The 20,833-nt window shown below is 71.6% G+C and carries 18 protein-coding genes; 6 read left to right on the forward strand and 12 right to left on the reverse strand.

What is annotated here, in order from left to right:
* Positions 1-34 precede the first annotated feature (34 nt).
* The 5 genes from fxsT to fxsA all read right to left on the reverse strand — a co-directional run bounded on the left by fxsT (position 35) and on the right by fxsA (position 7,575).
* Entirely contained in the window at positions 35-3,916 is a 3,882-nt protein-coding gene (gene fxsT, locus A3IC_RS0137895) for an FxSxx-COOH system tetratricopeptide repeat protein (RefSeq protein ID WP_020555293.1), read from the reverse strand.
* A 4-nt stretch (positions 3,917-3,920) separates the two neighbouring features.
* Positions 3,921-4,673: a hypothetical protein gene (locus tag A3IC_RS0137900; RefSeq protein WP_020555294.1), complete on the reverse strand. Its 753-nt coding sequence runs from the start codon at positions 4,671-4,673 to the stop codon at positions 3,921-3,923.
* A gap of 114 nt (positions 4,674-4,787) precedes the next feature.
* Positions 4,788-6,161, reverse strand: coding sequence for an HEXXH motif domain-containing protein (locus tag A3IC_RS0137905; protein ID WP_020555295.1), 1,374 nt, complete (start codon positions 6,159-6,161; stop codon positions 4,788-4,790).
* Positions 6,158-7,297, reverse strand: a complete 1,140-nt coding sequence (locus tag A3IC_RS0137910; protein WP_020555296.1) for an FxsB family cyclophane-forming radical SAM/SPASM peptide maturase — start codon at positions 7,295-7,297, stop codon at positions 6,158-6,160. Before A3IC_RS0137910 ends, A3IC_RS0137905 begins: the two co-directional genes overlap by 4 nt.
* 14 nt (positions 7,298-7,311) lie before the next feature.
* The gene (gene fxsA, locus A3IC_RS0137915; protein ID WP_020555297.1) at positions 7,312-7,575 is read right to left on the reverse strand and encodes an FxSxx-COOH cyclophane-containing RiPP peptide; all 264 of its coding nucleotides are present in this window, start codon (positions 7,573-7,575) and stop codon (positions 7,312-7,314) included.
* A 278-nt stretch (positions 7,576-7,853) separates the two neighbouring features.
* Between fxsA and A3IC_RS0137920 the strand changes: the two genes are divergently transcribed.
* The 3 genes from A3IC_RS0137920 (at position 7,854) to A3IC_RS0137930 (ending at position 11,009) form a co-directional block, all read left to right on the forward strand.
* Positions 7,854-8,933, forward strand: coding sequence for a toll/interleukin-1 receptor domain-containing protein (locus tag A3IC_RS0137920; RefSeq protein WP_158696256.1), 1,080 nt, complete (start codon positions 7,854-7,856; stop codon positions 8,931-8,933).
* A 104-nt stretch (positions 8,934-9,037) separates the two neighbouring features.
* On the forward strand, positions 9,038-10,003 hold the full coding sequence (locus A3IC_RS0137925) for an effector-associated domain 2-containing protein (protein WP_020555299.1): 966 nt from the start codon (positions 9,038-9,040) through the stop codon (positions 10,001-10,003).
* Positions 10,004-10,073: 70 nt separating this feature from the next.
* Positions 10,074-11,009 (forward strand): TIR domain-containing protein, encoded by a 936-nt coding sequence (locus A3IC_RS0137930; RefSeq protein ID WP_158696257.1) that lies wholly within the window; start codon positions 10,074-10,076, stop codon positions 11,007-11,009.
* A gap of 7 nt (positions 11,010-11,016) precedes the next feature.
* On the opposite strand, the gene A3IC_RS0137935 is transcribed toward A3IC_RS0137930, so the two are convergent.
* The 5 genes from A3IC_RS0137935 to A3IC_RS69150 all read right to left on the reverse strand — a co-directional run bounded on the left by A3IC_RS0137935 (position 11,017) and on the right by A3IC_RS69150 (position 15,367).
* Complete coding sequence (locus A3IC_RS0137935; protein WP_158696258.1) at positions 11,017-11,670, reverse strand: hemerythrin domain-containing protein; 654 nt, start codon at positions 11,668-11,670, stop codon at positions 11,017-11,019.
* A 186-nt stretch (positions 11,671-11,856) separates the two neighbouring features.
* A complete protein-coding gene (locus A3IC_RS0137940) occupies positions 11,857-12,534 on the reverse strand; it encodes a uracil-DNA glycosylase (protein ID WP_020555302.1) in 678 nt (225 codons plus the stop codon).
* Positions 12,535-12,747: 213 nt separating this feature from the next.
* Positions 12,748-13,317, reverse strand: coding sequence for a DoxX family protein (locus A3IC_RS0137945; RefSeq protein WP_245599778.1), 570 nt, complete (start codon positions 13,315-13,317; stop codon positions 12,748-12,750).
* Positions 13,318-13,429: 112 nt separating this feature from the next.
* Positions 13,430-14,233, reverse strand: a complete 804-nt coding sequence (locus A3IC_RS0137950; RefSeq protein WP_020555304.1) for an ABC transporter ATP-binding protein — start codon at positions 14,231-14,233, stop codon at positions 13,430-13,432.
* 111 nt (positions 14,234-14,344) lie between these two features.
* Positions 14,345-15,367, reverse strand: coding sequence for a WD40 repeat domain-containing protein (locus A3IC_RS69150; protein ID WP_158696259.1), 1,023 nt, complete (start codon positions 15,365-15,367; stop codon positions 14,345-14,347).
* A 143-nt stretch (positions 15,368-15,510) separates the two neighbouring features.
* On the opposite strand from A3IC_RS69150, the gene A3IC_RS0137960 reads away from it, so the two are divergent.
* Positions 15,511-16,407, forward strand: coding sequence for a hypothetical protein (locus tag A3IC_RS0137960; RefSeq protein WP_158696260.1), 897 nt, complete (start codon positions 15,511-15,513; stop codon positions 16,405-16,407).
* A gap of 118 nt (positions 16,408-16,525) precedes the next feature.
* Here A3IC_RS0137960 and A3IC_RS0137965 read toward each other — a convergent pair whose 3' ends face one another.
* Positions 16,526-16,972 (reverse strand): MarR family transcriptional regulator, encoded by a 447-nt coding sequence (locus tag A3IC_RS0137965; RefSeq protein ID WP_205354247.1) that lies wholly within the window; start codon positions 16,970-16,972, stop codon positions 16,526-16,528.
* Between the two features lie 289 nt (positions 16,973-17,261).
* Here A3IC_RS0137965 and A3IC_RS0137970 point away from each other — a divergent pair, with 289 nt between their 5' ends.
* The gene (locus A3IC_RS0137970; RefSeq protein ID WP_205354248.1) at positions 17,262-18,641 is read left to right on the forward strand and encodes an MFS transporter; all 1,380 of its coding nucleotides are present in this window, start codon (positions 17,262-17,264) and stop codon (positions 18,639-18,641) included.
* A gap of 130 nt (positions 18,642-18,771) precedes the next feature.
* Entirely contained in the window at positions 18,772-19,563 is a 792-nt protein-coding gene (locus A3IC_RS0137975) for a PIG-L deacetylase family protein (protein WP_020555308.1), read from the forward strand.
* Positions 19,564-19,723: 160 nt separating this feature from the next.
* Here A3IC_RS0137975 and A3IC_RS0137980 read toward each other — a convergent pair whose 3' ends face one another.
* Positions 19,724-20,611 carry an RNA polymerase sigma factor SigF gene (locus A3IC_RS0137980; protein WP_020555309.1) on the reverse strand — a complete coding sequence of 296 codons (888 nt, stop codon included), beginning with the start codon at positions 20,609-20,611 and terminating at the stop codon, positions 19,724-19,726.
* Positions 20,612-20,833: the final 222 nt, after the last annotated feature.

A 20,833-nucleotide genomic window follows, 5' to 3' on the forward strand; every position in this document is an offset into this window, starting at 1 on the left:
TCGGACCGGCCGCGGCTCACGCGGGAGCCGGCCGTCAGGCGGCGGGCACCTCGATGTCGGTCTCCAACCGGCGGCGTGCCCGCAACCCCTGGGTGATCGGGTGCTCGTCGCCCAGCTTGCGCCGACACGCCCGCTCGGTGCGGGTGAACCATTCGCGGGACTCGTCCCGCAGGCCGATCTCGCCCAGGCTCTGTACCCGGTTGCAGGCCGCGACCAGGGTGTGCGGGTGGTCCGCGCCCAGCAGCGCCTCGTACCGGTCGTAGGTCACCCGGTCCAGGTCGGCGCACTCGTTGGCCTGGCCCGCCTGGTAGAGGTTGTTCGCGTGGTTGAGCGCCGCCGCCAGGGTGTACGGGTGGTCCTCGCCCAGCAGTTCGCGCAGGCCCTCCAGGCTGCGCAGGCCGATGGCCATCGCCTCCTCGTCCCGGCCGACCGCCCGCAGGTAGATCGACAGGTTGCTGGCGCACCCGAAGGTGAACGGGTGCTGCGCGCCGAACTGCTCGCGGTAGCCCTGGTACGCCTCCTGAGCCAGGTCCAGCGCCGCCTCGTCGTTGCCCATCGCGTGGTTGTCGGCGGCGAGGTTGACCGTGCAGGAGAGCAGCACCGGATGGGTGGGGCCGAGGTAGGCCCGGTACTTCTCCAGGGTGTCGCTGTCCAGCGAGCGGGCGTAGCGGGCGTCGCCCGTCTGCCGGATCGTGACCGCGAGGTTCTTGGCGGTGCGCAGCGCGTCCCGGGTGCGACCCATCGCCTCCTCACGGGCCAGCGTCTGCTGGAGCACCGCCCGCGAGCCCGCGTAGTCACCCAGCTCGCGCAGGTCGTGGCCGACCTCGTTGGCCAGGAAGCAGGTCCTGGAATGGTCGTCGCCCTGAATCCGCCGGCGCCGGTCGAATGCCTCCTGGTGCACCTCGCGCGCCTCCTCCAGCAGGCCCATCAGGCGCAGTGAGACACCGAGGTTGTTCGCCGCGAGCAAGGTGTCGTTCGCGTCCTCGCCGAAGACCTCGCTGAAGCGCGTGTAGTTGTCCCGGTCGGATTCCAGCGCGGTGTGGAAGCGGCCGAGCGAACGCAGGTCGCCGCCGTAGCCGCGCCCGGTGATCAGCGTGTGCGGGTGGTCCGGACCCAGCGATTCGCGCTGCGCCTCCAACGTCGCCCGGTCCAGGTCGTACGCCTTGCGGTACTTGCCCTGGGAGCGGTAGACGTTCGCCAACTGGGTGCACATCCGCAAGGTCAGCGCGTCGTGCCTGCTGAACCGCGAGCGCCAGCGGTCCAGGGCGATCTCGGCGATGTACTGGCCGAACTCCCAGTCGTTGAATCGCCAGGCGAAGCGCACCTGTTCGACGATCCAGCGGCGCACCGACTCCGAGTCGCTCTCCAGCGCGCGCGAGGGCACCAGGTGCTTGTAGAGCTCCTCGTACGTCTCCTGGTTGGCCGGGTCGTCCACATCGCCGGGCGCGTTGGCGGCCAGGATCTCCAGCACCCGGGCGCGCCGGGCGGCGTTCTCCTCGGGCGGCATCTGGTCGCGCAACACCGCCTGGACCAGTCGGTGCACCTGGATGGTGTCCTCGCCGCGATCCACCCGGGCCAGCGCGTACCGGCCGAGCTGCTGGAAGATCCGGGACAGCAGGAGCGTGTCGCCGAGCGAGCTGTCCACCCGCACCAGTTCCTGGAGCACCTCGCGCGAGCGCAGCAGCCGCATCGAGATCGAGTCCGGCGACAGGTAGGCGCACAGTTCGAGCAGCCGCACCGCGGCGGGCTGCCGCTCCTTGAGCTCGTCGAGCGAGACGGTCCAGGTCGCGGCGGCGGTGGTCGGGTAGTCCGGCGGCTGGCCCTCGTCCAGGATCGCGGTGACGCGCGTGCTGACCCGCTCCAGATACTCCTCGACCTGCATCGCCGACTCGGCGAGCCAGGCACCGGCCTGCTCGACCGCCAGCGGCAGGTCGCCCAGCGCGGTGGCCACCTTTTGCGCGTCCGCCTCGGTCAGCGACGGCACCCGGCGCTGGAGCAACGCGACACTCTCGTCGCGGCGGAACACCGGGACCTCCAACGGACGCGCGCTGCGCGCCCAGAGGTCGTTGCGCGAGGTGACCAGGACGTGGCCGTTGACGCTGCCCTGGGGCATCAGGTGAGCCACCGACGCCGGTTCGTCCGCGTTGTCGTAGATCACCAGCCAGCGGTCGTAGGGCTCGCCCTGTTGCAGGGTCTGCAACACGCCGGCCGCCGCGTCCGTGACGTTCTCCCCGGAGGGCAGGTCTAGCCGATCGCCGAGTCGGGCGAGCTGGGCGGCGACACCCTGCGCCTGCTCCGCCGACACCCACCAGATGACGTCGTAGTCGGCGGCGAAGCGGTGCGCGTACTCGAGCGCGACCTGGGTCTTGCCGACGCCGCCGAGGCCGTGCAACGCCTGGGGCAGCACGGCGGTGGCGCCCTTGGCGAGTTGGTCGCGCAGCCGCTCCAGGATGTCGTCGCGTCCGGTGAACGCCGGGTGGCGCGGCAGCAGTTGGGAGACCTTGGGCTTGGTCCCGGGGAACCTGGGGCCGTCCGCGGGCACGGCGTCGGTGGGCGTACGACCGAACGCGGTCAGCAGCACCGTACGGCACTGGTCCTCGGACAGCGCGGTCAAGGTGACCGTCTCGCCCACACCCGGGTCGCTGTCGATCAGGTCGTCCACCCGCAGGGTCACCACGCTCGCCTGGTCGACCGCGGCCAGTCGGCGCAGCGCCGTGCGCATCGCGGTCCAGGATCGGCTGGGCAACGAGTGGGAGGACGAGACGACCACGACGCTGTCGACGTTCTGCAGGTCCTCGATGGAGGTGTCGCAACCACCGGTGCCGACCACCTGGGCTCCCGAGGCGGTCAGTTGGGCCCGCACCCAGTCCACCCACATCCGGTCGCGGGCGCTGTAGAGGATGCGCACGGTGACCGGGGCGGTGTAGCGGACGCGCTCGAAGCGGCGCAGTTCGCGCCGGCGGTCCACCTCGTCGATCGGGTCGAGCCGGATGATCGCGCCGTCGGTGAGCACGCCGGTCAGCCGCTCGTACGCGCTGAGCAGGCTGCCCTCCTGGAGCGGCCGGTCGCCGAGCGTGGCCAGGGTCTCCTCGTAGGCGTAGAACGCCTTGTAGGGGATCTCCACCTCGCCCCAGTACTTGGTCCGCTCGGCCTCGGAGCGGTCCGCGAGGAACTCGGCGAAACGCTCACGGGCGTGGTCGCGGCCGGCTTCGAGCTTGTCCTTCTCGTCGTCCTCCACGCGCATCGGCACGGGCAGGATGCGCAGCGGGCGATCGGCCTGGCGGGCGATCGAGCGGGCCACGTTGACGCCGCCGTCGATGGCCTGTTCGTTGAGCGTGAAGCCGTCCACCACGACGTCCGGCAACAGCGTGGTGCAGATGCCGGCGATGTCGTTGAGCCCGGTGCGGCTGTCGATCAGCGCGTAGTCGTAGGACGCGCGCATGTCCTCGCGCAGCGCGTCCAGGAAACCGATGCCGTGCGGGCTCTCGCAGAAGTCGGCCCAGTTGAAGCCGGCCAGCGTGGCCGCGTACTCGTGGTTCTGCCGGCCCGGGCCGAGGAAGCGGATCAGGCCGCCGTCGGCGAAGTCCCGGTCCACCTTGACCGCGCAGCCGTCCACCCGGCTCTCCGCGTCGCGGCTCGCCTCGATCATCGCGTCCGTGCTCGCCGGAGTACCGACCACCTTGGCGAACGCGCGGATCATGTCGAGCACGCCGCGCGTGTCCTCCAGCCGCTTGTCGATCAGGTACGGGTGGAAGTAGCGGTGCAGGCCCGGTGATTCGAGGTCCCAGTCCACGACGAGCACACGCTTGCCTCGGGAGGCCAGGATCCAGGCGACGTTGGCCAGGGCCATCGTGCGCCCGGTGCCACCCTTGTACGAGTAGAACGTGACGACGGTTCCCGGCGGGTTGTCGCTCATCGTTTCAGTGCTCCTCAACATCGCCACCGGGTCCCCACAGCAACGGGCGGCGGGGATTGTGTCGGGCCGTGATCCAGCGGGGTCGGGTGGGCAGGTCCGGCCCGGTGCGCGCGTGCATGGGCAGGACCCGGGCAACGGTCGCGACCGGCGCGGAGCCCGCGTACGGCATTCGGGCGGGGGTGGGACTCGCGGTGGTGCGCGCACCGAGGAGTTCGCGCGCCTCGGCCGGCGGCAGCGGGCGCAGCGGGACGCGGTTGACCTCGACCACCACGCGCGCCAACTCGGCGATCAGCCGCCGGTAGTCGGCGGAGTGGCCCTCCAGGCGCATCAGGTCGAACAGGCCCTGGCGGGCGTAGATCGGGCCGTAGTCGCCGTCGGCGCCCACGTCCGGGGTCGGCTGCTCGCCGGGGCGGGCGTCGGTGGCGCGCCAGCGCACGGTGGCCATCGCGTCGAGTTGTTCGCCGGTGCGCGCGCGGTGTCCGCGTACCCGTTCGGCCATCACCGCCCATTCACGCATGGCGTCGGGATCGGCGAGGTAGTCGGGCGAGGCCAGCACCACCGCGGCGGGAACCGAGCACGCGGCGAAGGTTTCGGGTGGGTCGCCCGGATCGCGGTCCGCGCACGACGACAGCAGGCCCCGTGCGCCGTCCCGGCCCGGCACTCGGGCGGAGACGGCTTGTTCGAGGTCGGCGTGGAAGCGCTCGACGTACACACGCTCGTCGCCGCACGACCGACTCGTGAAGAAGACCGGTGTCATCTCGACCTCTGCTGTCGGTGCTTCGTTTCGACGCGCGTGGGATTGCCCTCCCCGTCCGTCACTCGTTGTTCCCAGGCTACCCGAGTCCATCACTCGAAGTTACTCCTCGTGACATCAGGTAATCTCATGTTCTCTCTCGTTTCGTATCGTTGTGCCCATGCCCACAACCGGCCTACCCGAGTCCGCCCGGGCTTCTGCGCCGTTTCGCTCCGCCCAGGTCCGCCGCCCCGATCGCACCCGTTCGGCCGCGCGGCGCGCCGCGTCGGCGGGCACGTCCTCGCGCCACCACGGCTCGACGGTGTCCGCCATGCCCGCCACGACCCGCTCCCCGTCCGGCGTCAGTTCGCCACACCCGCGCAGCGTCGCGATCGCCTCCGCGACGTGCGCACGATGCACGGCGAACTCGGCCTGTGCCCGATCCTGCTCCTCCCCCGCGGCCGCATGCCGCCGAATCCGCCAGAAGTCCGCGATCCCCAGGTGCGCGTAGGCACCTTGCAGGAGCGCACCCACCGGTCGGGGGTCCAACCGCCAGGGCGCCCGATACCTGAGCGTCGAGCGTTCCGAGAGATTCGTGATGTCCTGTACCGCGCCGAGCTTGTTGTGCTGGAACTCGTGGATCAGCGTCACGGCCAGCGTGATCGGCCCCATCGCCGGCGTCAACGCGATGCTTCCGAACGCGTATCGGGACGACGAACTGAGGCTGACCCCCGGTTCCGCGACCACCGGGACCAGTGTGGACAGCGCCTGGCCCAGACCGGCCGCGTAGGCCCGGTGAGCCACCGCGAGCCGGCCCCACGCTTTCCCGAAGTTCCTTTGCAGCAAGGATACTTGGTGCATGGACAAGCGAGCCGTCGGCTCCCAGCGATGCACGTCGCGATAGGGGTCCACGTCCTCGATCGCCACGGTGGCGGACAGCCCGGCGGCCGAGGCGGAACATACCCGATTGGCCTCGCGTCGCGCGAGGGGACCGTCGACCCGCCAGTGCCGCCCGATCGGCGCGGTCCCACCGGTGTCCTCGCCCACGCGTACCCGGCCGAGCGTGGGCAGGTACACCCATCCGTCGACCGCGCGCACCCGGATCCGCTCCCCCGGGGCGCGCTCGGGATCGGCGCGCAGCGCGGCGGCGGCCGCGATCGAGCCGAGGTGGTCGAGCAGTCGATCCGCGTCCGGTGCCGCCGGGCGCGCCTCGGGTCGGCGCAGCCACAACAGGCAGCGCATCGCCCACGCGCCGGTGTACGGATGCATCAGCACCGTCCGGGCCGCCTGCGGCGCCGTGCGCTGGATCTGGGCGAGCAGGTCCAGCGCGTCGACCAGGTGCGCCGTGCGGGTGCTCGGCAGCCGCTCGCGGGCAGTGGCGACCACCGCGTACACCTGGAGCAGTCGGCGGCTCTCCTGGGCCCGCACGAGTGCGGCCACGGCCTCGGATCCGCCGTAGCCCGCGGCGAGTTCGGCGAATACCGCGGCGTCGAGGCGATGTGTGCCGATCATCGCCGACGCTCCGGGCCCACCAGGGCGCGCACGTCGGCGCGCACCCGAACCGCCACGTGCTCGATCAGTGCCCGCAGGTCGGCGCAGTACACCGAGGGATTGTCGAATCCGTTGGCCGGGTGGTAGCGATGCGCCCGCAGGCCGCCTCCGCAGGTGCGCAACACCGGACAGCGCCGGCAGGTGGGACTCGGCTCGGTCCCGGCGCCGGTGGTCGCGGCCAGTACGGTCGCCGGGTCGTGCCGGAAGACGTCGAGCCCGGTGGCCGCCGCCCCGTCGTAGGCGGCCTTGAGGGCGTCCTGCCGCTCGAAGGTGCCGTCCGTCTCGATCACCACCGATCCGGCCGGGCTCAGCCCGAGCGTCTCGCTGCGCACGCTCCGGCCCAGGGTCAGGTCGACCAGGTCCTCCAGGAGGCGCACCCGGGTTTCCCGCACGGGTGCGCCGTACCAGCGGTCGAAGACGGCGATCAGCCAGTCGGCATGGGCGGTTTCGTCGGTGCGCGCGCCGGGCGGCGGATACTCCCAGGTGGCGTGCGGGAGCAGCAGGTCGATCATCGGCGGCGCGTGCGCGAGCAGTTCCTCGTAGGTGGCGACCGGGTCGTTCGCCAGGTCGATCGTGGCGAGCAGACCGCCGTACAGGGGCCGGTAGCGGGGCCGGCGCAGCAGCTCGATGCCGCGCACCGTCTCGGCGTGGCTGCCTCGCCCGTCCGGGCCGCGCCGGTGCCGGTCGTGGGCCGACTCGTCGCCGTCGAGCGAGACGCCGACCCGGATCCGATGCGCGAGCAGCACCTCGGCGCAACGCTCGTCCAGGAGCACCCCGTTGGTCTGCAGCGTGAAGCGCGGCTGGGCCACGCCCGCCAGCGCGGCCCGCAGTTCGCTCGCGATGGTGTCGAGTCGATCCGGTCCCACGAGCAGCGGCTCGCCGCCGTGCAGCACGATGTCCAGCGTCCGCAGGCCGGTTCGCTCGGCATGCGCGCGCAGCCATCGACCCAGTGCGACCACCGTCTCGTCGGCGATCAGGCGGGGTCGGTTCCGCCAGCCCTGGTCCCGGAGTTCGTACACATAGCAGTAATCGCACGCCAGGTTGCAGCGCGCGGCGATCTTGACGATGAATTGCCGAAACGGTATCGCCTCGTTCATCGGCCCTCCCACGGTCAGTTCCGGATGCCGGTGCTCCCATCCGACCGGGATTCGTCAACACCCTCGTCCGCGTCGGCCGGCACCCAGATCTCGGCGAAGGCGGGTTCGACGGCACTGTCGAAGGTGGCGACCACCGCCTCCGAGGGCTCCTCGGACTCGCGGATCAACCGGCGCAGCGCACTGCCGAGCACGGAGGCCGGCAGGTCGTCCAGATCGTCGAGACAGAGCCCGTCGAGGTCCGGCAGGGCCGACTCCACGTCACCGCGCTCCCCTTGCATCCGCAGGTCCCCCGTTCTCCCGCGTCGCCCGGACGTTCGAGTCCGTGTCGGACGACCGGCGTGTGCCGTTCGCGCGTGCCGTCCGAGTGAAACCCGTACATTCGAGTGCGGAACGTATCGCCACGATTACACAAGCCTTCCTATACTAGCCGGGCCGGGTCGGCCTGCGCGATGCTCTGTGTGGGCAGAGTCGTACACACGAACGGCCGGCACGGGGGCGGCAGTTGCCTGACCCGCGGCCTCCGGCGCGTGGGTATCGCTCTTGCCGTCCTTGTACGGTGCTCGATCCCGGGGGTCGCTTGGTGGACTACGACTTCTTCACAAGTCACGTCGCCGACCGTGATCCCAAGTGGGCTGCCCGCTTTCACGACGACATCGAGGCGGAACTGCGGCGCGGGGGCGACGGGGTGCGGGCGGCGATCCGCTTGCAGCCCACCTTCGGGCCGATCCAGGTCCCGGACGGGGATCCGCCCGCGCAGGCGCGCGCGATGGTCGCGCTGTGCTCGGACGACTACTTCGAGGACCTCGACTGCGGGCGCGATTGGGCGGTGTTCACCGACCGGTTGCGTCGACACGAGTCGATCGTGGGCGTCTTGCCGCCGAACCTGATCGCGGTGCCGTGGACCACGATGGAGCAACCGATCCCGGCCGCCCTCGGCGCGATGGAGTGGCCGGCCGGGATCCCCGGGCCCGGCGGCGGCCCGAGCGTGTTCGACATGCTGCGGCTGGGCGGCATCCGCGACCTGGGGTACGTGCGCGCGGTGCGCACGGTCGCCGATCGGGTGGCCGCGGCGCTGCGTCATCGGCTCGCGCCGCTGAGTCCCGGCGAGGCGGCCGAGATCGAACCGCTGTTCGGCAGCCACGAGGCCGGCACCCGCACACTGCCCGAGACACCGCGCCGGCTCCCCATCCTGGAACCGGTCCCGCCGGCCCGCACCGATCTGGTGATCAGCTACGTGGGCAACGACCTCGCCTGGGCCGACTGGGTCAGCGAGGTGCTCACCTTCGAGGACTACCGGGTCTCGCTGAGCCGCTGGGACTGGAGCGCGGGGGTGAGCTTCGGCAAGGCGATGGCCCAGGCGCGCGGGTTGGGCGAGCACGTGATCGCGCTCTTCTCCGAGCACTACTTCGAGGCCAGACGGCTGGCCATGGACGAATGGGAGGAGGCCCTGGGCGATGCGGACTCCGCGGGCCGGTTGTTGCCGATCGTGATCGGTCGCACCCAGGTGCCGTCGATGTTCCGCGGCGTCCGGCCGGTCGACCTGACCGAGGCGGACGCGGTCGGCCAGCGCGACCTGCTCGTGGACGCGGTGCACCGGTTCGCGCCGTTGCCCGCGCGGAATCCGGGGTTCGCCTGACCGTGTCCGACCCGATACCCGCACCGCCGCGCCCACCGAGACCGGCCGGACCGCCCAGGATCCCGCCTCCACCGCCGCCGCGCTCACCCACGGACAATCCGCCGGTGTGGCACGTCCCGGGCACCAGAGGGCGCTTCTACGGGCGTGACAACACGCTCGCCGACCTGCGCACGCTGCTCCAGGTCGAGCACCGCGTCGTGCTGCGCCCGCAGGACGACCTGCCCGGCCTGGGCACCACCCACCTGGCCCGCGAGTACGCCTACCGACACCGGCATCTGTACGACGTGGTGTGGTGGTTCGACTGCGCCGCCCGTGCCACCGAGAGTGGCGTCGCCTTCGTGCACCGCGTGCTCGAACAACTGACCGACCTCGGCCATCGGGTCGATCAGCAGGTCGGCCCGAAGCACGAACTGGTCTCACGGGAGGGCTGGTTGCTGGTCTTCGACGAGGTCGACCGGCCGGGCCTGATCGGCGAGATGATTCCGGCCGGCCCCGGCCACGTGTTGATCACCAGCACCGATCCGCTCGCCCGCCATCTGGGCAGCACGGTCGATCTGCCGCCGCTGGACCGGGGTTCGTCGGTGCTGATGCTCTTCGACGCGCACCGCGAGTTCGAGTTGGAGATGGTCACGGCCGAGGCGATCGCCGCGTTCGTCGGCGACCGGCCCGCGGCGATCGCCCGGATCGCCGAACTCTTCGCGTCCGGCCTGGTGACCCCGGACGTGACGCTCGAACTGCTGCGCTTCGGAAACATGGCCAAGCTGTCCCGAACCATTCCGCAGAACCAGGTCGTCTACCTCGCCGACCTGTTCCTGGCCGTACGCGGGTTGCGGGCTCCGGACACCTGGTCGATCTGGCTGGATCTGTCCGAGGACTACCTGGAACACCAGTTGCTGCACCGGCACATGACGGACGCGCGATCGATGCTGCTGCACATGATCCGGACCCTGGTCAACGGCCCGGAACCGATCCACTCGCTGCAGTGTCTGTGCCGCGCCCTGCACGATGTGCTGCCCAACACCCAGGGCGTCGAGGAGGTCTGCCGGGCGATCGACAACCTGCCCGGATGAACGGGTGGCTCCGCTTCCGTATCGGGCGAAGGAGCCGAATCCGGCCGGCCGGTGCGCGATGCTGGTACGCATGGCGAACAACGGGGAGCACGGGGGCGACACGGTGCGCTACTTCATCAGCCACGCCGGTTCGGACACCGCCTGGGCGGAGTGGGTCGCCGGCCAACTCCTGCAGGCCGGTCTGGATGTCGAACTCGACGCGTGGGACTGGGCGACGGGCGAGAACCTGACCACCAAGGTCAGCCGCGCGCTGGACGGCGCGGGGCACATGATCGCGCTGTTCTCACCCGCGTACTTCGTACCGGAGCGCTGGACCACGGTCGAGTGGACCGCGATGTCGGACGCGCTGCGCGGTGGCGGCCGCCGGCTGATCCCGCTCGTGGTGCACGAGTTGGACCGCGAACAGATCCCGTCCGTGCTGCGGCCGTTGTTGCGCAAGACGCTCTACGGCAAGTCCGAGGAGGACGCGCACGACGCACTGATGGCGGCGATCCACGGACCGTCGCGGCCCACCGATCCGCCGGCCTTCCCGGGCCCGCGCACGGGGGTGGGCGCGGGCGTGGGCGCGGGCGCGGGCAGTCCCCCGGCCTCGGACGCGCCCGAACCCGGGTCGCCGGCCGCGCCCGAATCGCCGGTCTCCCCCGCGCTGCCGGCCGCGCCGGTGCTGCGCCGCACCATCACGCCCGGGCATACCCGCGAGTTGACCGACGCGATCCTGGCCGTGCCCCGGATCGCCCGGACCGACCTGTGGAACCTGTGGCTGGATCTGGCCGAGGGCTACTTCGAACGACCGCTGCCCCGCGAGCAGATCGCCGCGCCGCGGATCATGCTGCTGCGGCTGATCCACGACCTGTCCACGCTCGCCGAGCCGGACCCGGCGCGCGCCCTGGACGCGCTGGTGCGCGCGCTGGGCGATGTGCAGCCGACCGGGCCGGAGATCGAACACGTGCGTGCGGTGCTGGCCGAGTTGACCCGGCCGGCCGACGCGGCCGACCGGACGTGCTGAGCCGGCGTCAACTCCCGTACGCGGCCCGCCGACGCCGCTCGTAGGCTCGCCGCCAGCCGGCCCGCCACAACAGGGCCGCGCCGGGCGGGATCCAGCGCAACACCCGCCGCCGTTCGGCGTCGGTGGCGTGGTGCAGGTGGAAGGCGACGAACGCGGGCAGGTCGCGGCCCCAGACCCGCACGGTGCGGGTCGGCATCCGCCCGTCCGGCGTGCCGCGCACGTGCCGGCGCATCAACGGGAACAACTGGTGCTCCTCGGCCAGACTGTGCCGGGCCACCTGCTCGTACAGCCGCCCGATCGCGGGAGAACGGTCGCGCAGCGGCACGCTCGTGTCGGCCGCACGACGCATCGTGTCCTCCAGCGCCGAGTGGTCCACCTGGAACGCGGACACGGTGCGGGCGGCCCGCGGCGAACCGGCGCGCACCCACGGATACAGGACGGTGTGTTCCTCGCGGTGATGCGCGCGCAGGAAGCGCAGCACGAGCGCGAGATGCTCCTCGACCGCGCGCACGCGCAGGATGTCGACCGGGTCGAGGTGTCGGGTCACCTCGGCCAGTCGGGCCAATTCCTCGCGCAGACCTCGGTGCGCGACGTAGCCGGGAGTGAGGTCGAGAGCGGGGGTGGGAGTGGGCGTTACGGGTGAAACGGTGGTCGTCGACACGGGGGCCGCCTCGGGGGCATGGAAAGGGCGAGCCTCACACCGTAAGGGCATGCCGTAGGTCTTCCGCACCGATGCAAGGAGATTTCCGGCCATTCCCGATCGACGCCTGTTTCCGGTCCGATACCGGCCGAGCCGATACCGAACCGGAACGCTGGTTGTCGTTTTTCTTGCGCCCTGGTGTGCGCGCTACTTCTTGAGGTTGGGGATCGTCCAGTCGATCGCCTTGTGCCCCATGGCCGCCAGCGCGGCATCGATCTGCGAGAACGGCTTGCTGCCGTGGAAGAGCTTCGCGGACAGCGGCGAGGGGTGTGCGCCCTGCACGATGGTGTGCTTGGCGGTGTCGATCAGCGCCGCCTTCTTCTTGGCGTGCCCGCCCCACAGCACGAACACCACCGGCTTGTCCCGGTCGCTCACCGCCTTGATCACCGCGTCGGTGAACTTCTCCCAGCCGCGGCCCTTGTGCGACGCGGCCTCGTGCGCACGCACGGTGAGCACGGTGTTCATCAGCAGCACGCCCTGCTGCGCCCACGGCATCAGGTAACCGTTGTCGGGTATGGGCAGACCGATGTCCGCGTGCATCTCCTTGTAGATGTTGCGCAGCGACGGCGGGATCTTGACCTCGGGCCGCACCGAGAAGCACATGCCGTGCGCCTGGTTGTCGTCGTGGTACGGGTCCTGCCCGACGATGAACACCCGGACGTCGTCGTACGGCGTCGCCTCCAGGGCCGCGAACACCTCGTCCTCCGGCGGGAAGATCTGGTGTTCCTTGCGTTCCGCGTCCACGTACGCGGTCAGCTCGGCGTAGTAGGGCTTCGCCAACTCCTCCGCGAGCACGGGCTGCCAGGACTCGGGCAACGTCTGCACAGCAAGAACCTCCACACGAGGGCGCAACGCCCATGGATCAACGTGGGATCCAACGTAGCCGCTCGCCCGGACACCTCGGTCCGCACCGAGGAATCGGTGCGGACCGAGGCGGCCGAAGTGTCCCGTCTCGGCCGACTCGCCCGGCTCGCTCGTCACGCCCGGCTCGCGTGTCGAGGGCAGCGCCCTACTCGCGCGCCCGAGGTCTCGTACGACCTACGCCTCGATCGTCTCGTCCGGCTTCGGGTCCGGCTTGTAGCAGAGCTTCATCAGCAGTGCGGCGTTCGCGACGCCGACGCCGGCCGCGAACAGCGCCGGACGCAGGCCCGACTTCTTGCGACCGATCAGCGCGTCCACCGAATACCTGCCGTTGCCGAGCGCGGCGAGCGCGACCGCGGCGCCGCCGACCACGGCGGTGTACTCCCAGCCGCCCTTGAAGACGAAGAAGCCCTTGCCCTTGTGGTCGGTCGCCGCCGCGACGCTCATCAATCCCACCGTCGCCGCCGCGGGCAGCGGGTTGGCCACGCCGAGCGCGATGCCGACCCCGGCCGCCATCTCGGTGCCCGCCGCGAGGCGCGCGTGCACCTCGGCGGGCTTGAGGCCGAGCGACTCGAACCAGCCGGTGGTGCCGGCGAGGCCACCGGGGCCGGCGACCTTGTTGTAACCGTGCGCAAAAAGCATCGGACCGAGCGTCGCGCGCAGCACCAGTGCCGCCACATCGCGGCCTTCGGTCGCCGCCGCGGCCTTCTTCTTGCCGAACATCGCCCACCTCATCAACTGACGCATCGTCATATTTCTGTGGGCAACCTACCGGAGCGACACCGAAAGCACCGTGTCGCACGTCATCCGGATCAGCCCGGCCGGCGTTCGAGAACAACCGGCCGCGGGCCGTCCCGATTCAAGCCCGTCCGGCGTTCGAGGCCGAAGCGCCCGCCGCTCGCGGCACAACCACCGGGGTATCGTCCCCCGGCGCCCGCAGGATGTCCGCGTCCACGTCGTACAACGCCCGCACCAACGCCGCGTCCACGACGTCGCGGGGCGGCCCGGACGCGATCACCTCGCCCGAGCGCATCGCGACCAGCACATCCGCGTACCGAGCCGCCGACGCCAGGTCGTGCAGCACCATCACCACCGTGCGCCCGCCCGCGGCCACCCGCCGGACCAGACTCAGCACCTCGACCGCGTGCCCGAGGTCCAGCGCCGAGGTCGGCTCGTCGAGCAGCATCACCGGCGCCTCCTGCGCGATCACCATCGCGACCCAGCAGCGCTGCCGCTGCCCGCCGGAGAGCCGATCCAGGCGCCGATCGGCCAGGTCCGGCACGCCGGTCGCGGTCAACGCCTCCCGGCAGACCCGCTCGTCCGCGCGCGACCACTGGCGGAACAGCCCCTGATGCGGATGCCGGCCGTAGCGCACGAGTCCGGCCACGGTGACCGCCTCCGGCGCGGTCGGGTTCTGCGGCAACAGCCCTACCCGGTGCGCGGCCTGACGCGGCTTCAGTTGCCAGACGTCGTCGCCGCCGACGCTGATCCGACCCGAATCCGGCTTGTGCAGGCGGGCGATCGAGCGGAGCAGCGTGGACTTGCCGCAACCGTTGGGCCCGACGATCGCGACCACGCTGCCGGCGGCCACGGACAGATCCACGCCCGACACGGCCCGGTGCCCCGGGTATCCGGCGTGCAGATCTTCCACGAGCAGTTCCATGGGCGGACCCTCCCGGCCGTACACAGCAGATATAAGGCGAGGCTAACCTAAGTGGTCGCGTCGCCGGCACCGCCGGCACCGATCACCGGGCGCGGTACATCGCAGGCCCGGTCAGCGGGCGCCGATCTCGCGGAACCACTGGGCCCCGACCCGGCCGGTACGGTCCGCGAACAGCAGCGCGTCCCGTCCGTGCCAGGCGAGCGCGGTCACCGGCGCCGGAACGTGCCGTCGGGCCAGCGGGGTCGGCGCCCGACGGGCCGAGCCGGCGCGCACGTCCCACACCACGAGCATGCCGTCGCCGCCCGACGTGGCCATCAGGCCACCGCTGCCCGGCCGCCAACTCGGCGCGCACGCCTGCGGTTGGGCGGGCAGTCGGCGCGGGCGCGGGCGGACCCGGCCGCCGCGCGCGGCGAGGTCCCACACGGTCAGTCCGGCCCGGTCCTCCGCGGCCAACCAGTGCCCGCCCGAGTCCAGCGCGAGCCCGGCCACCGGCGCGGTGCCGGCCGCGCCGAGGTCCTCGTGCGTACCGCCGAAGCCGCGCACGTGCACGCCCGGCCCGTCGCCGGCCGCGCACAACCACGCGCCGTCCGGCGCGCTCGCGAGCACCCGTACCGGGATCGGACAGGTCCACACATTCGTCCGCCCGCGCGGTCCGTACATGTGCACCTCACCGCCGAGCGCGACGGCGAGCCCGCCGACCGAGTCGACCCAGACCACGTCGTCCACCCGGACCGGTCCGTCCACGGCCCGCCACGACTCGGTGCCGGTGTCGCCCGCGTAGACCCGCACCGCGCCGCCGAAGGACACCGCGCACCGGTTGCCCGCGGACCACGCGAAGCGCGCGGGAAGACCAGGCGTGCGCGTCAGCAGCGCGCCGTCGGTGACCCGCCACAGCGCGTACCCCGTGGGCCCCGCGAGCGCGACCACGCTGCCGTCGGGCGAGAACCCGGCGCGGTACACCCCGCCCGGCAACACGATCCTGGCCTGCAGTTGCCCGGTTGCCGCGTCGAGCAGCCGAACCCCGCCTGCGACCCCCGCGACCACACACAATCCGCCCGACAACGCGACGGCGGACGGTACATCGTCGATCCCGTGCTCCCAGCCCAGCCCCGTACGTGTCGCCATGACAGTCATCGCGGCTCCCTTGTTCGCGGGGCGATCCTTGCGCCTTCGTGTTTCGACCAGGAAAACTCTCAGGTCGACGCCGGTTTCCCTGGGTTCGAGGAGTCTGCTAATAAGACGACCGGACCTGTTCGCCGATGGATCGGATCACACCGTTGAGCACGCTCGAAGGTACGGCGCCGACCGTCGCGGACATCGCGGGCGCGAGCGGGAACGAACCCACGATCTTCGTCGCGGGCCTGATCCTGGTCGCCGCAGGCGCCCTGCTCGCACTCGCGGGCCGTCGGCGGTTCGCGGACGACCGGGACGGCACGGACGACGGGTACGACGAGAACCCGGCCGAGGCCGCCGAGTCCCCGGGTGTACCGCCGCCTCCCGCGGCCGTCGCGACGCCGGCAGCCGCGTTGGCGCCGAGCCGTACTTCGGCCGAACAACCGGCGGCAGGGCCGAAATCGGCGCTCCGACCGACGACACGGGCCGAGGCCGAGGCGAGTGTGTCGAAGCCGGGCGAGCCGGCCGACGAGCCGGCGAGCGCCACGAAGCCGGAGTCCGGGTCCACCGGTGCGGTGCCGGCGACGCCGGCTGCGGAGGAGGCTGCCGCAGGGGTGTCGGATGCCGGATCCACATCCGACGCGCAACCCGAACCCGAACCCGCCCGGCACCCGGGGCCCGAGGCCGGGTCGGCACCGGCACCGGCACCGGCACCGGCACCGGCACCGATGGACGTGCCCCCGGCCGATCCCGAGCCGGGGCCGGAAGCCGAATCCGAGGCCCAACCGACATCCGCGGCCCGGCTCGTGTGCGATCCGCCGAAGGCCGATCCGAAGTCCGCCCCGACGCCCGGGCCCCGCCCCGACGCCGAACCGAACTCGGCGACCAGGTCCGAGGCCCACCCGGGGCCCGGCCCCGTCGAGACCTCCGCCGACCCGGCGTCACCTCCCGAAGCCGGGGCGACGGCCGAGCCCGACGCGGCAGCAGCCGACGAGGCCGGACCCACTCCCGAGCCCGATGCCGAGCCCGATGCCGAACCCGGCCCGGACAAGGGCGCCTGACACCCCGTCACGCACCACACGGCCGCCCCGAGCCGCCGAGCCGGTCATCCGACCGCGGCCGCAGGCCGCCTCGCACGCCGATCCGCCTGCCCACGGCCCTGCCCGACGGCGGCCCCGCTCACCCGCGCGCGCCATGCCCCGTGTGCTCGGGGGCGAGTTCGTTCCTGGGCCATTCGCGGCCCTCCACGCCCTCGACCGACCGGTTGAACCGCGTCAACACGTCGAACAGTTCGCGTCGTTCGCCCTCGTCCCAGGACGCCAGGACACGTTCCAGACCGTGGCAGTGGGTCGAGCGCTCCGCCGCGAGCCGTTCCGCGCCGCCCGTGGTGATCCGCAGCTTGCGGGCGAGACCGCCGTCGGGGTCCGCGATCCGTTCCGCGTCGCCGGCCCGCAACAGCGCGGCCACCTGGCGGTTCACCGTCGAGGTGTCGAGCCGAAACGCTTCCGCGAGTTGCCCGATCGACATCGGCCCCTCGACCTCGAGCCGGGTCAGCAGCAGGTAGGCCGACCGCTCCATGCCGTCGCCGTGCCGCTTGCCCATGACGTGGTGCCGAGCGATCAGCATCAGCTCCCGCTCGATCCCTTCCAACACGTCCACTCCCGCCTTCACACCAATGCGCCTGCCCACGAATCTAGCGCCACACCCAGGCAGTGTGCACGATACACACCATGTGTATCGTGCACATTGGCCGACCGTAGCAATCATCCGGCGATCCTGGAGGCAGTCCGTGACCGGTCCGAGCGGCATACCCGAGCCGAGCCCGGCGGATACTCCCGCTCATCCGCCCGGGCCCGTGGACCGGGCCGGGACGGTGGTGGCGGTGCTGGCGTTCTGCGGCGTGGTCGTGGCGCTCATGCAGACCCTGGTCGTCCCGCTGCTGCCCAACCTGCCCAAGCTGCTGGACACCTCGCCCGCCAACGCGTCCTGGGTGGTCACCGCCACCCTGCTCTCCGGCGCGGTCTGCACCCCCGTGATGGGCCGACTCGGCGACATGTTCGGCAAACGCCGGATCCTGACCGTCAGCCTCGGGCTGATGGTCGCGGGCTCGGTGTTGTGTGCGCTCTCCGACACGCTGCTCCCGATGGTGCTCGGCCGATTCCTCCAGGGCGCGTCGTTCGGGGTGATCCCGCTGGGCATCAGCATCATGCGCGACGAACTCCCGCCCGCGAAGCTGGGTTCCTCGATCGCGCTGATGAGCGCGACGCTGGGCATCGGCGGCGCGATCGGGCTGCCGGTGGCCGCGCTGATCGCGCAGAACGCCGACTGGCACATGATGTTCTGGGCGTCCGGCGCGATCGGCGCGCTCGACGTGGTGCTCGTCCTGCTCCTGGTACCCGAGTCGCCGGTCCGGTTGCCGGGCCGCTTCGACTTCGCGGGGGCGGGCGGGCTGTCCGTCGGCTTGGTGGCCCTGCTGCTCGTGATCACCAAGGGCGCCGACTGGGGCTGGGGCAGCACGGTCACCCTCGTCCTGCTCGCCGTCGCGGCCGTCGTCCTGCTCGGCTGGGGATGGCTCGAACTGCGCACCGCACAACCGCTCGTGGACCTGCGCATCTCGGCGAAGCCGCAGGTGTTGTTCACCAACCTGGCCTCGGTCGTGGTCGGCTTCGCGATGTTCGCCCAGTCGCTGGTGTTCCCACAGGTGCTGATGAATCCGGAGAACACCGGCTACGGGCTGGGCAAGAGCATGGTCGTGGCGGGCCTGTGCATGGCACCGTCCGGCATCGTGATGATGCTGGTCTCGCCGCTGTCCGCGCGCCTGTCCGCCGCGCACGGTCCGAAGGTTTCGCTGCTGGTGGGTACCCTGGTGATCGCGATCGGCTACGCGCTCTCGGTGTTCATGCTCGACGCGGTGTGGAAGATCGTCGCGATGGCGGTGCTCTCGGCGGTCGGCGTCGCATTGGCGTACGCGGCGATGCCGTCGCTGATCATGCAGGCCGTGCCGATCGGCGAGACCGGTTCGGCGACCGGCCTGAACACGCTGATGCGCTCGATCGGCACCTCGACCTCCAGCGCGGTGATCGGCGTCGTGCTCGCGAACATGACGACGCGCGCGGGCGGCCGCGAGTTCCCCTCCCACGACGCCTTCGTGACCGCGCTGTGGTTGGGCTGCGGAGCGGCCGTGCTGGGCCTGCTGGTCGCGCTGTTCATCCCCGGGCGCAAACCGGTCGAAGCCACGCAGATCCCGGCACGAAACCGAAAGGACGACCCCACCGCGGTCCGGACGGCTACCTGACGGCGCATCAATTCCCGTGTCGCACATGGCCAAAACCTGCTCGGGTAGCCGATGCTCGTAAGTCTTACCCCGGCGCCGACCACACGATTGGGAGATCGCCACCCCCAGTTCCTCTCGACAGGGAGACACCATGAGCCTTCCCACCTTCCGCGGATCGCGCTCCCCCGCACCCGATCCGGCGCCCGCAGGAGCCCGGACCCCCGAGGCCGACTGGCAGCGGCAGGCGCTGCCGGTCGCGCTGCCCCAGGACTGGCCGGTCCTGGCCGGCGGCCTCGTGGTGGTCGCGGCGCACCCGGAGGACGCGCTGCTGGGCGTGGGCGGACTCATCTCCCGCGCGGTGGCCGGCGGGTCGCCGGTGCGGGTGGTCAGCGTCACCGACGGCGACGCGTCGCACCCGGGCAGCCGGTTACCGGGTTCGGTGCTGGCCGCCCGGCGGGTCCGCGAGTCGGACCGGGCGTTCGCCACGATCGTCGGCAATCCCGGCGGGGTGGCCCCGGTCGAGGTGATCCGGCTGCGGATCCCGGACCGCACGGTGAGCACCCACGAACGGGACGTGGTGGACCGACTGATCCCGCTCGTCGCGGGCTTCGCGGTGTGCGTGACCAATTGGCGCCGGGACGGCTTCGCCGATCACGAGAGCACCGGCCGCGCGGCGGCCTCGGCGTGCCGGGAGACCGGCGTGGGACTGCTGGAGTTCCCGCTGCGCATGTGGCAGTGGGCGCGGCCGCAGGACGATCGGGTGCCGTGGAGCCGGGCGCTGCGGGTGGACCTGACCGAGGTGCAACAGGCCCGCAAGGAGCGGGCGCTGTCGTGCCTGGCGTCGCAGATCGCGCCGCTGGTGCCGGGCCGTGACGACCGGGTGCCGCTCCCGCCGGAAAAGCTCGCGTACTTCCGCCGCCCCTTCGAGGTGCTCTTCCGCTGACCCGGCGGGGCGCTTCGCACCGAACGCCGAGGCGCGTTCCCCTGCCCGCTTCGGGCATACGCCCGGCGGCTTCGGCCGGCCGGCGCACAAGCCTTCGGCAACCGTCGGGCTGCTCGGAGGAGGGGAACGCGCGCGGTCGCGGCGCGGCGTGCGCGAGCGGTCAGCCCGGGATCATCAGCCGTTCGCGCAGCGACGCCAGAGTGCGGGCGAGAAGGCGGGACACGTGCATCTGCGAGATGCCGATCCGCTCACCGATCTGCGCCTGGGTCAGGTTTCCGTAGAACCGCATGACCAGGATGGCGCGCTCGCGCTGCGGCAGTTCGGCCAGCAGCGGGCGCAGCGCCTCGCGGTACTCGACCAGATCGAGCGCGTGGTCCTCGGAGCCGAGCCGGTCGCCGACCGTCTCCTGGCCGTCCGCGTCGCCGTAGGCGGTCTCGTCCAGCGAGGTCGCGGTGTACACCGTGCAGGCGTCCAGACCTTCGAGCACCTCCTCCTCGGTGATGCACAGCCGCTCGGCCAACTCGCGCGGTGAGGGCGTACGGCCGTGCAGCGCGGTCAGTTCGTCGGTGGCGCGCAGCAGTTCGGTGCGCAGTTCGCGCAGCCGGCGCGGAACCCGCACGGACCACGAGGTGTCCCGGAAGAAGCGCTTGATCTCACCGATGATGGTCGGCATGGCGTACGCCATGAAGCTGCTGCCGCGATCGGCCTCGTAGCGGTCGATCGCCTTGATCAGGCCGATCGTGCCGACCTGGACGATGTCCTCCACCGGCTCACCGCGCCGCCGATAGCGCCCGGCGGCGTGCCGGACCATCGGCAGGTTCAACTCGACCAGCAGCCCGCGCAGGTACGAGTGGTCCCCGGTGCCCGGTTCCAGCGTGGCGAGCCGGGCGAGCATCAGATCGCCCGCCGCCCGGGCCATCGGCGTGGGCAGTCGGGTGACCAGGTGCGGGTGCGCCAACAGGTCGTCGAGGTCGACGGTCGGTGGCGGTGGGGGTGCGGCGGCGCGGGGTTCCGCGGTCGTGTCGAGGGTGCTCAGGCGCACGGCCATGCAGGGTCTCCCAATCCGGATGGATGGACACCGATTACCCCGAGCGACATCGAGTCTGTGACCTGGAGCACAGGAAGATCAAGAGCCCTCCGGGGGTACGTCCTGACGTCAGGATCGCGACATGCGGCCCCACCTCGGGAAACGACGGACCGACGAAACGGAAAAAACGAACGAAAGCAGCCCATACGGACCAACGAAATCGGACATCAGGCAATCAAACGT

This window comes from Embleya scabrispora DSM 41855 (genome assembly GCF_000372745.1).
Lineage (GTDB): Bacteria > Actinomycetota > Actinomycetes > Streptomycetales > Streptomycetaceae > Embleya > Embleya scabrispora.

Coding starts and splice junctions, on each gene's coding strand:
- A3IC_RS69150 (WP_158696259.1), bottom strand. CDS start 15,367: ATGACTGTCATGGCGACACGTACGGGGCTGGGCTGGGAGCACGGGATC.
- A3IC_RS0137950 (WP_020555304.1), bottom strand. CDS start 14,233: ATGGAACTGCTCGTGGAAGATCTGCACGCCGGATACCCGGGGCACCGG.
- A3IC_RS0137930 (WP_158696257.1), top strand. CDS start 10,074: ATGGCGAACAACGGGGAGCACGGGGGCGACACGGTGCGCTACTTCATC.
- fxsT (WP_020555293.1), bottom strand. CDS start 3,916: ATGAGCGACAACCCGCCGGGAACCGTCGTCACGTTCTACTCGTACAAG.
- A3IC_RS0137975 (WP_020555308.1), top strand. CDS start 18,772: ATGAGCCTTCCCACCTTCCGCGGATCGCGCTCCCCCGCACCCGATCCG.
- A3IC_RS0137965 (WP_205354247.1), bottom strand. CDS start 16,972: ATGCTGATCGCTCGGCACCACGTCATGGGCAAGCGGCACGGCGACGGC.
- A3IC_RS0137980 (WP_020555309.1), bottom strand. CDS start 20,611: ATGGCCGTGCGCCTGAGCACCCTCGACACGACCGCGGAACCCCGCGCC.
- A3IC_RS0137945 (WP_245599778.1), bottom strand. CDS start 13,317: ATGCGTCAGTTGATGAGGTGGGCGATGTTCGGCAAGAAGAAGGCCGCG.
- A3IC_RS0137970 (WP_205354248.1), top strand. CDS start 17,262: ATGCAGACCCTGGTCGTCCCGCTGCTGCCCAACCTGCCCAAGCTGCTG.
- A3IC_RS0137905 (WP_020555295.1), bottom strand. CDS start 6,161: ATGATCGGCACACATCGCCTCGACGCCGCGGTATTCGCCGAACTCGCC.
- fxsA (WP_020555297.1), bottom strand. CDS start 7,575: ATGCAAGGGGAGCGCGGTGACGTGGAGTCGGCCCTGCCGGACCTCGAC.
- A3IC_RS0137900 (WP_020555294.1), bottom strand. CDS start 4,673: ATGACACCGGTCTTCTTCACGAGTCGGTCGTGCGGCGACGAGCGTGTG.
- A3IC_RS0137910 (WP_020555296.1), bottom strand. CDS start 7,297: ATGAACGAGGCGATACCGTTTCGGCAATTCATCGTCAAGATCGCCGCG.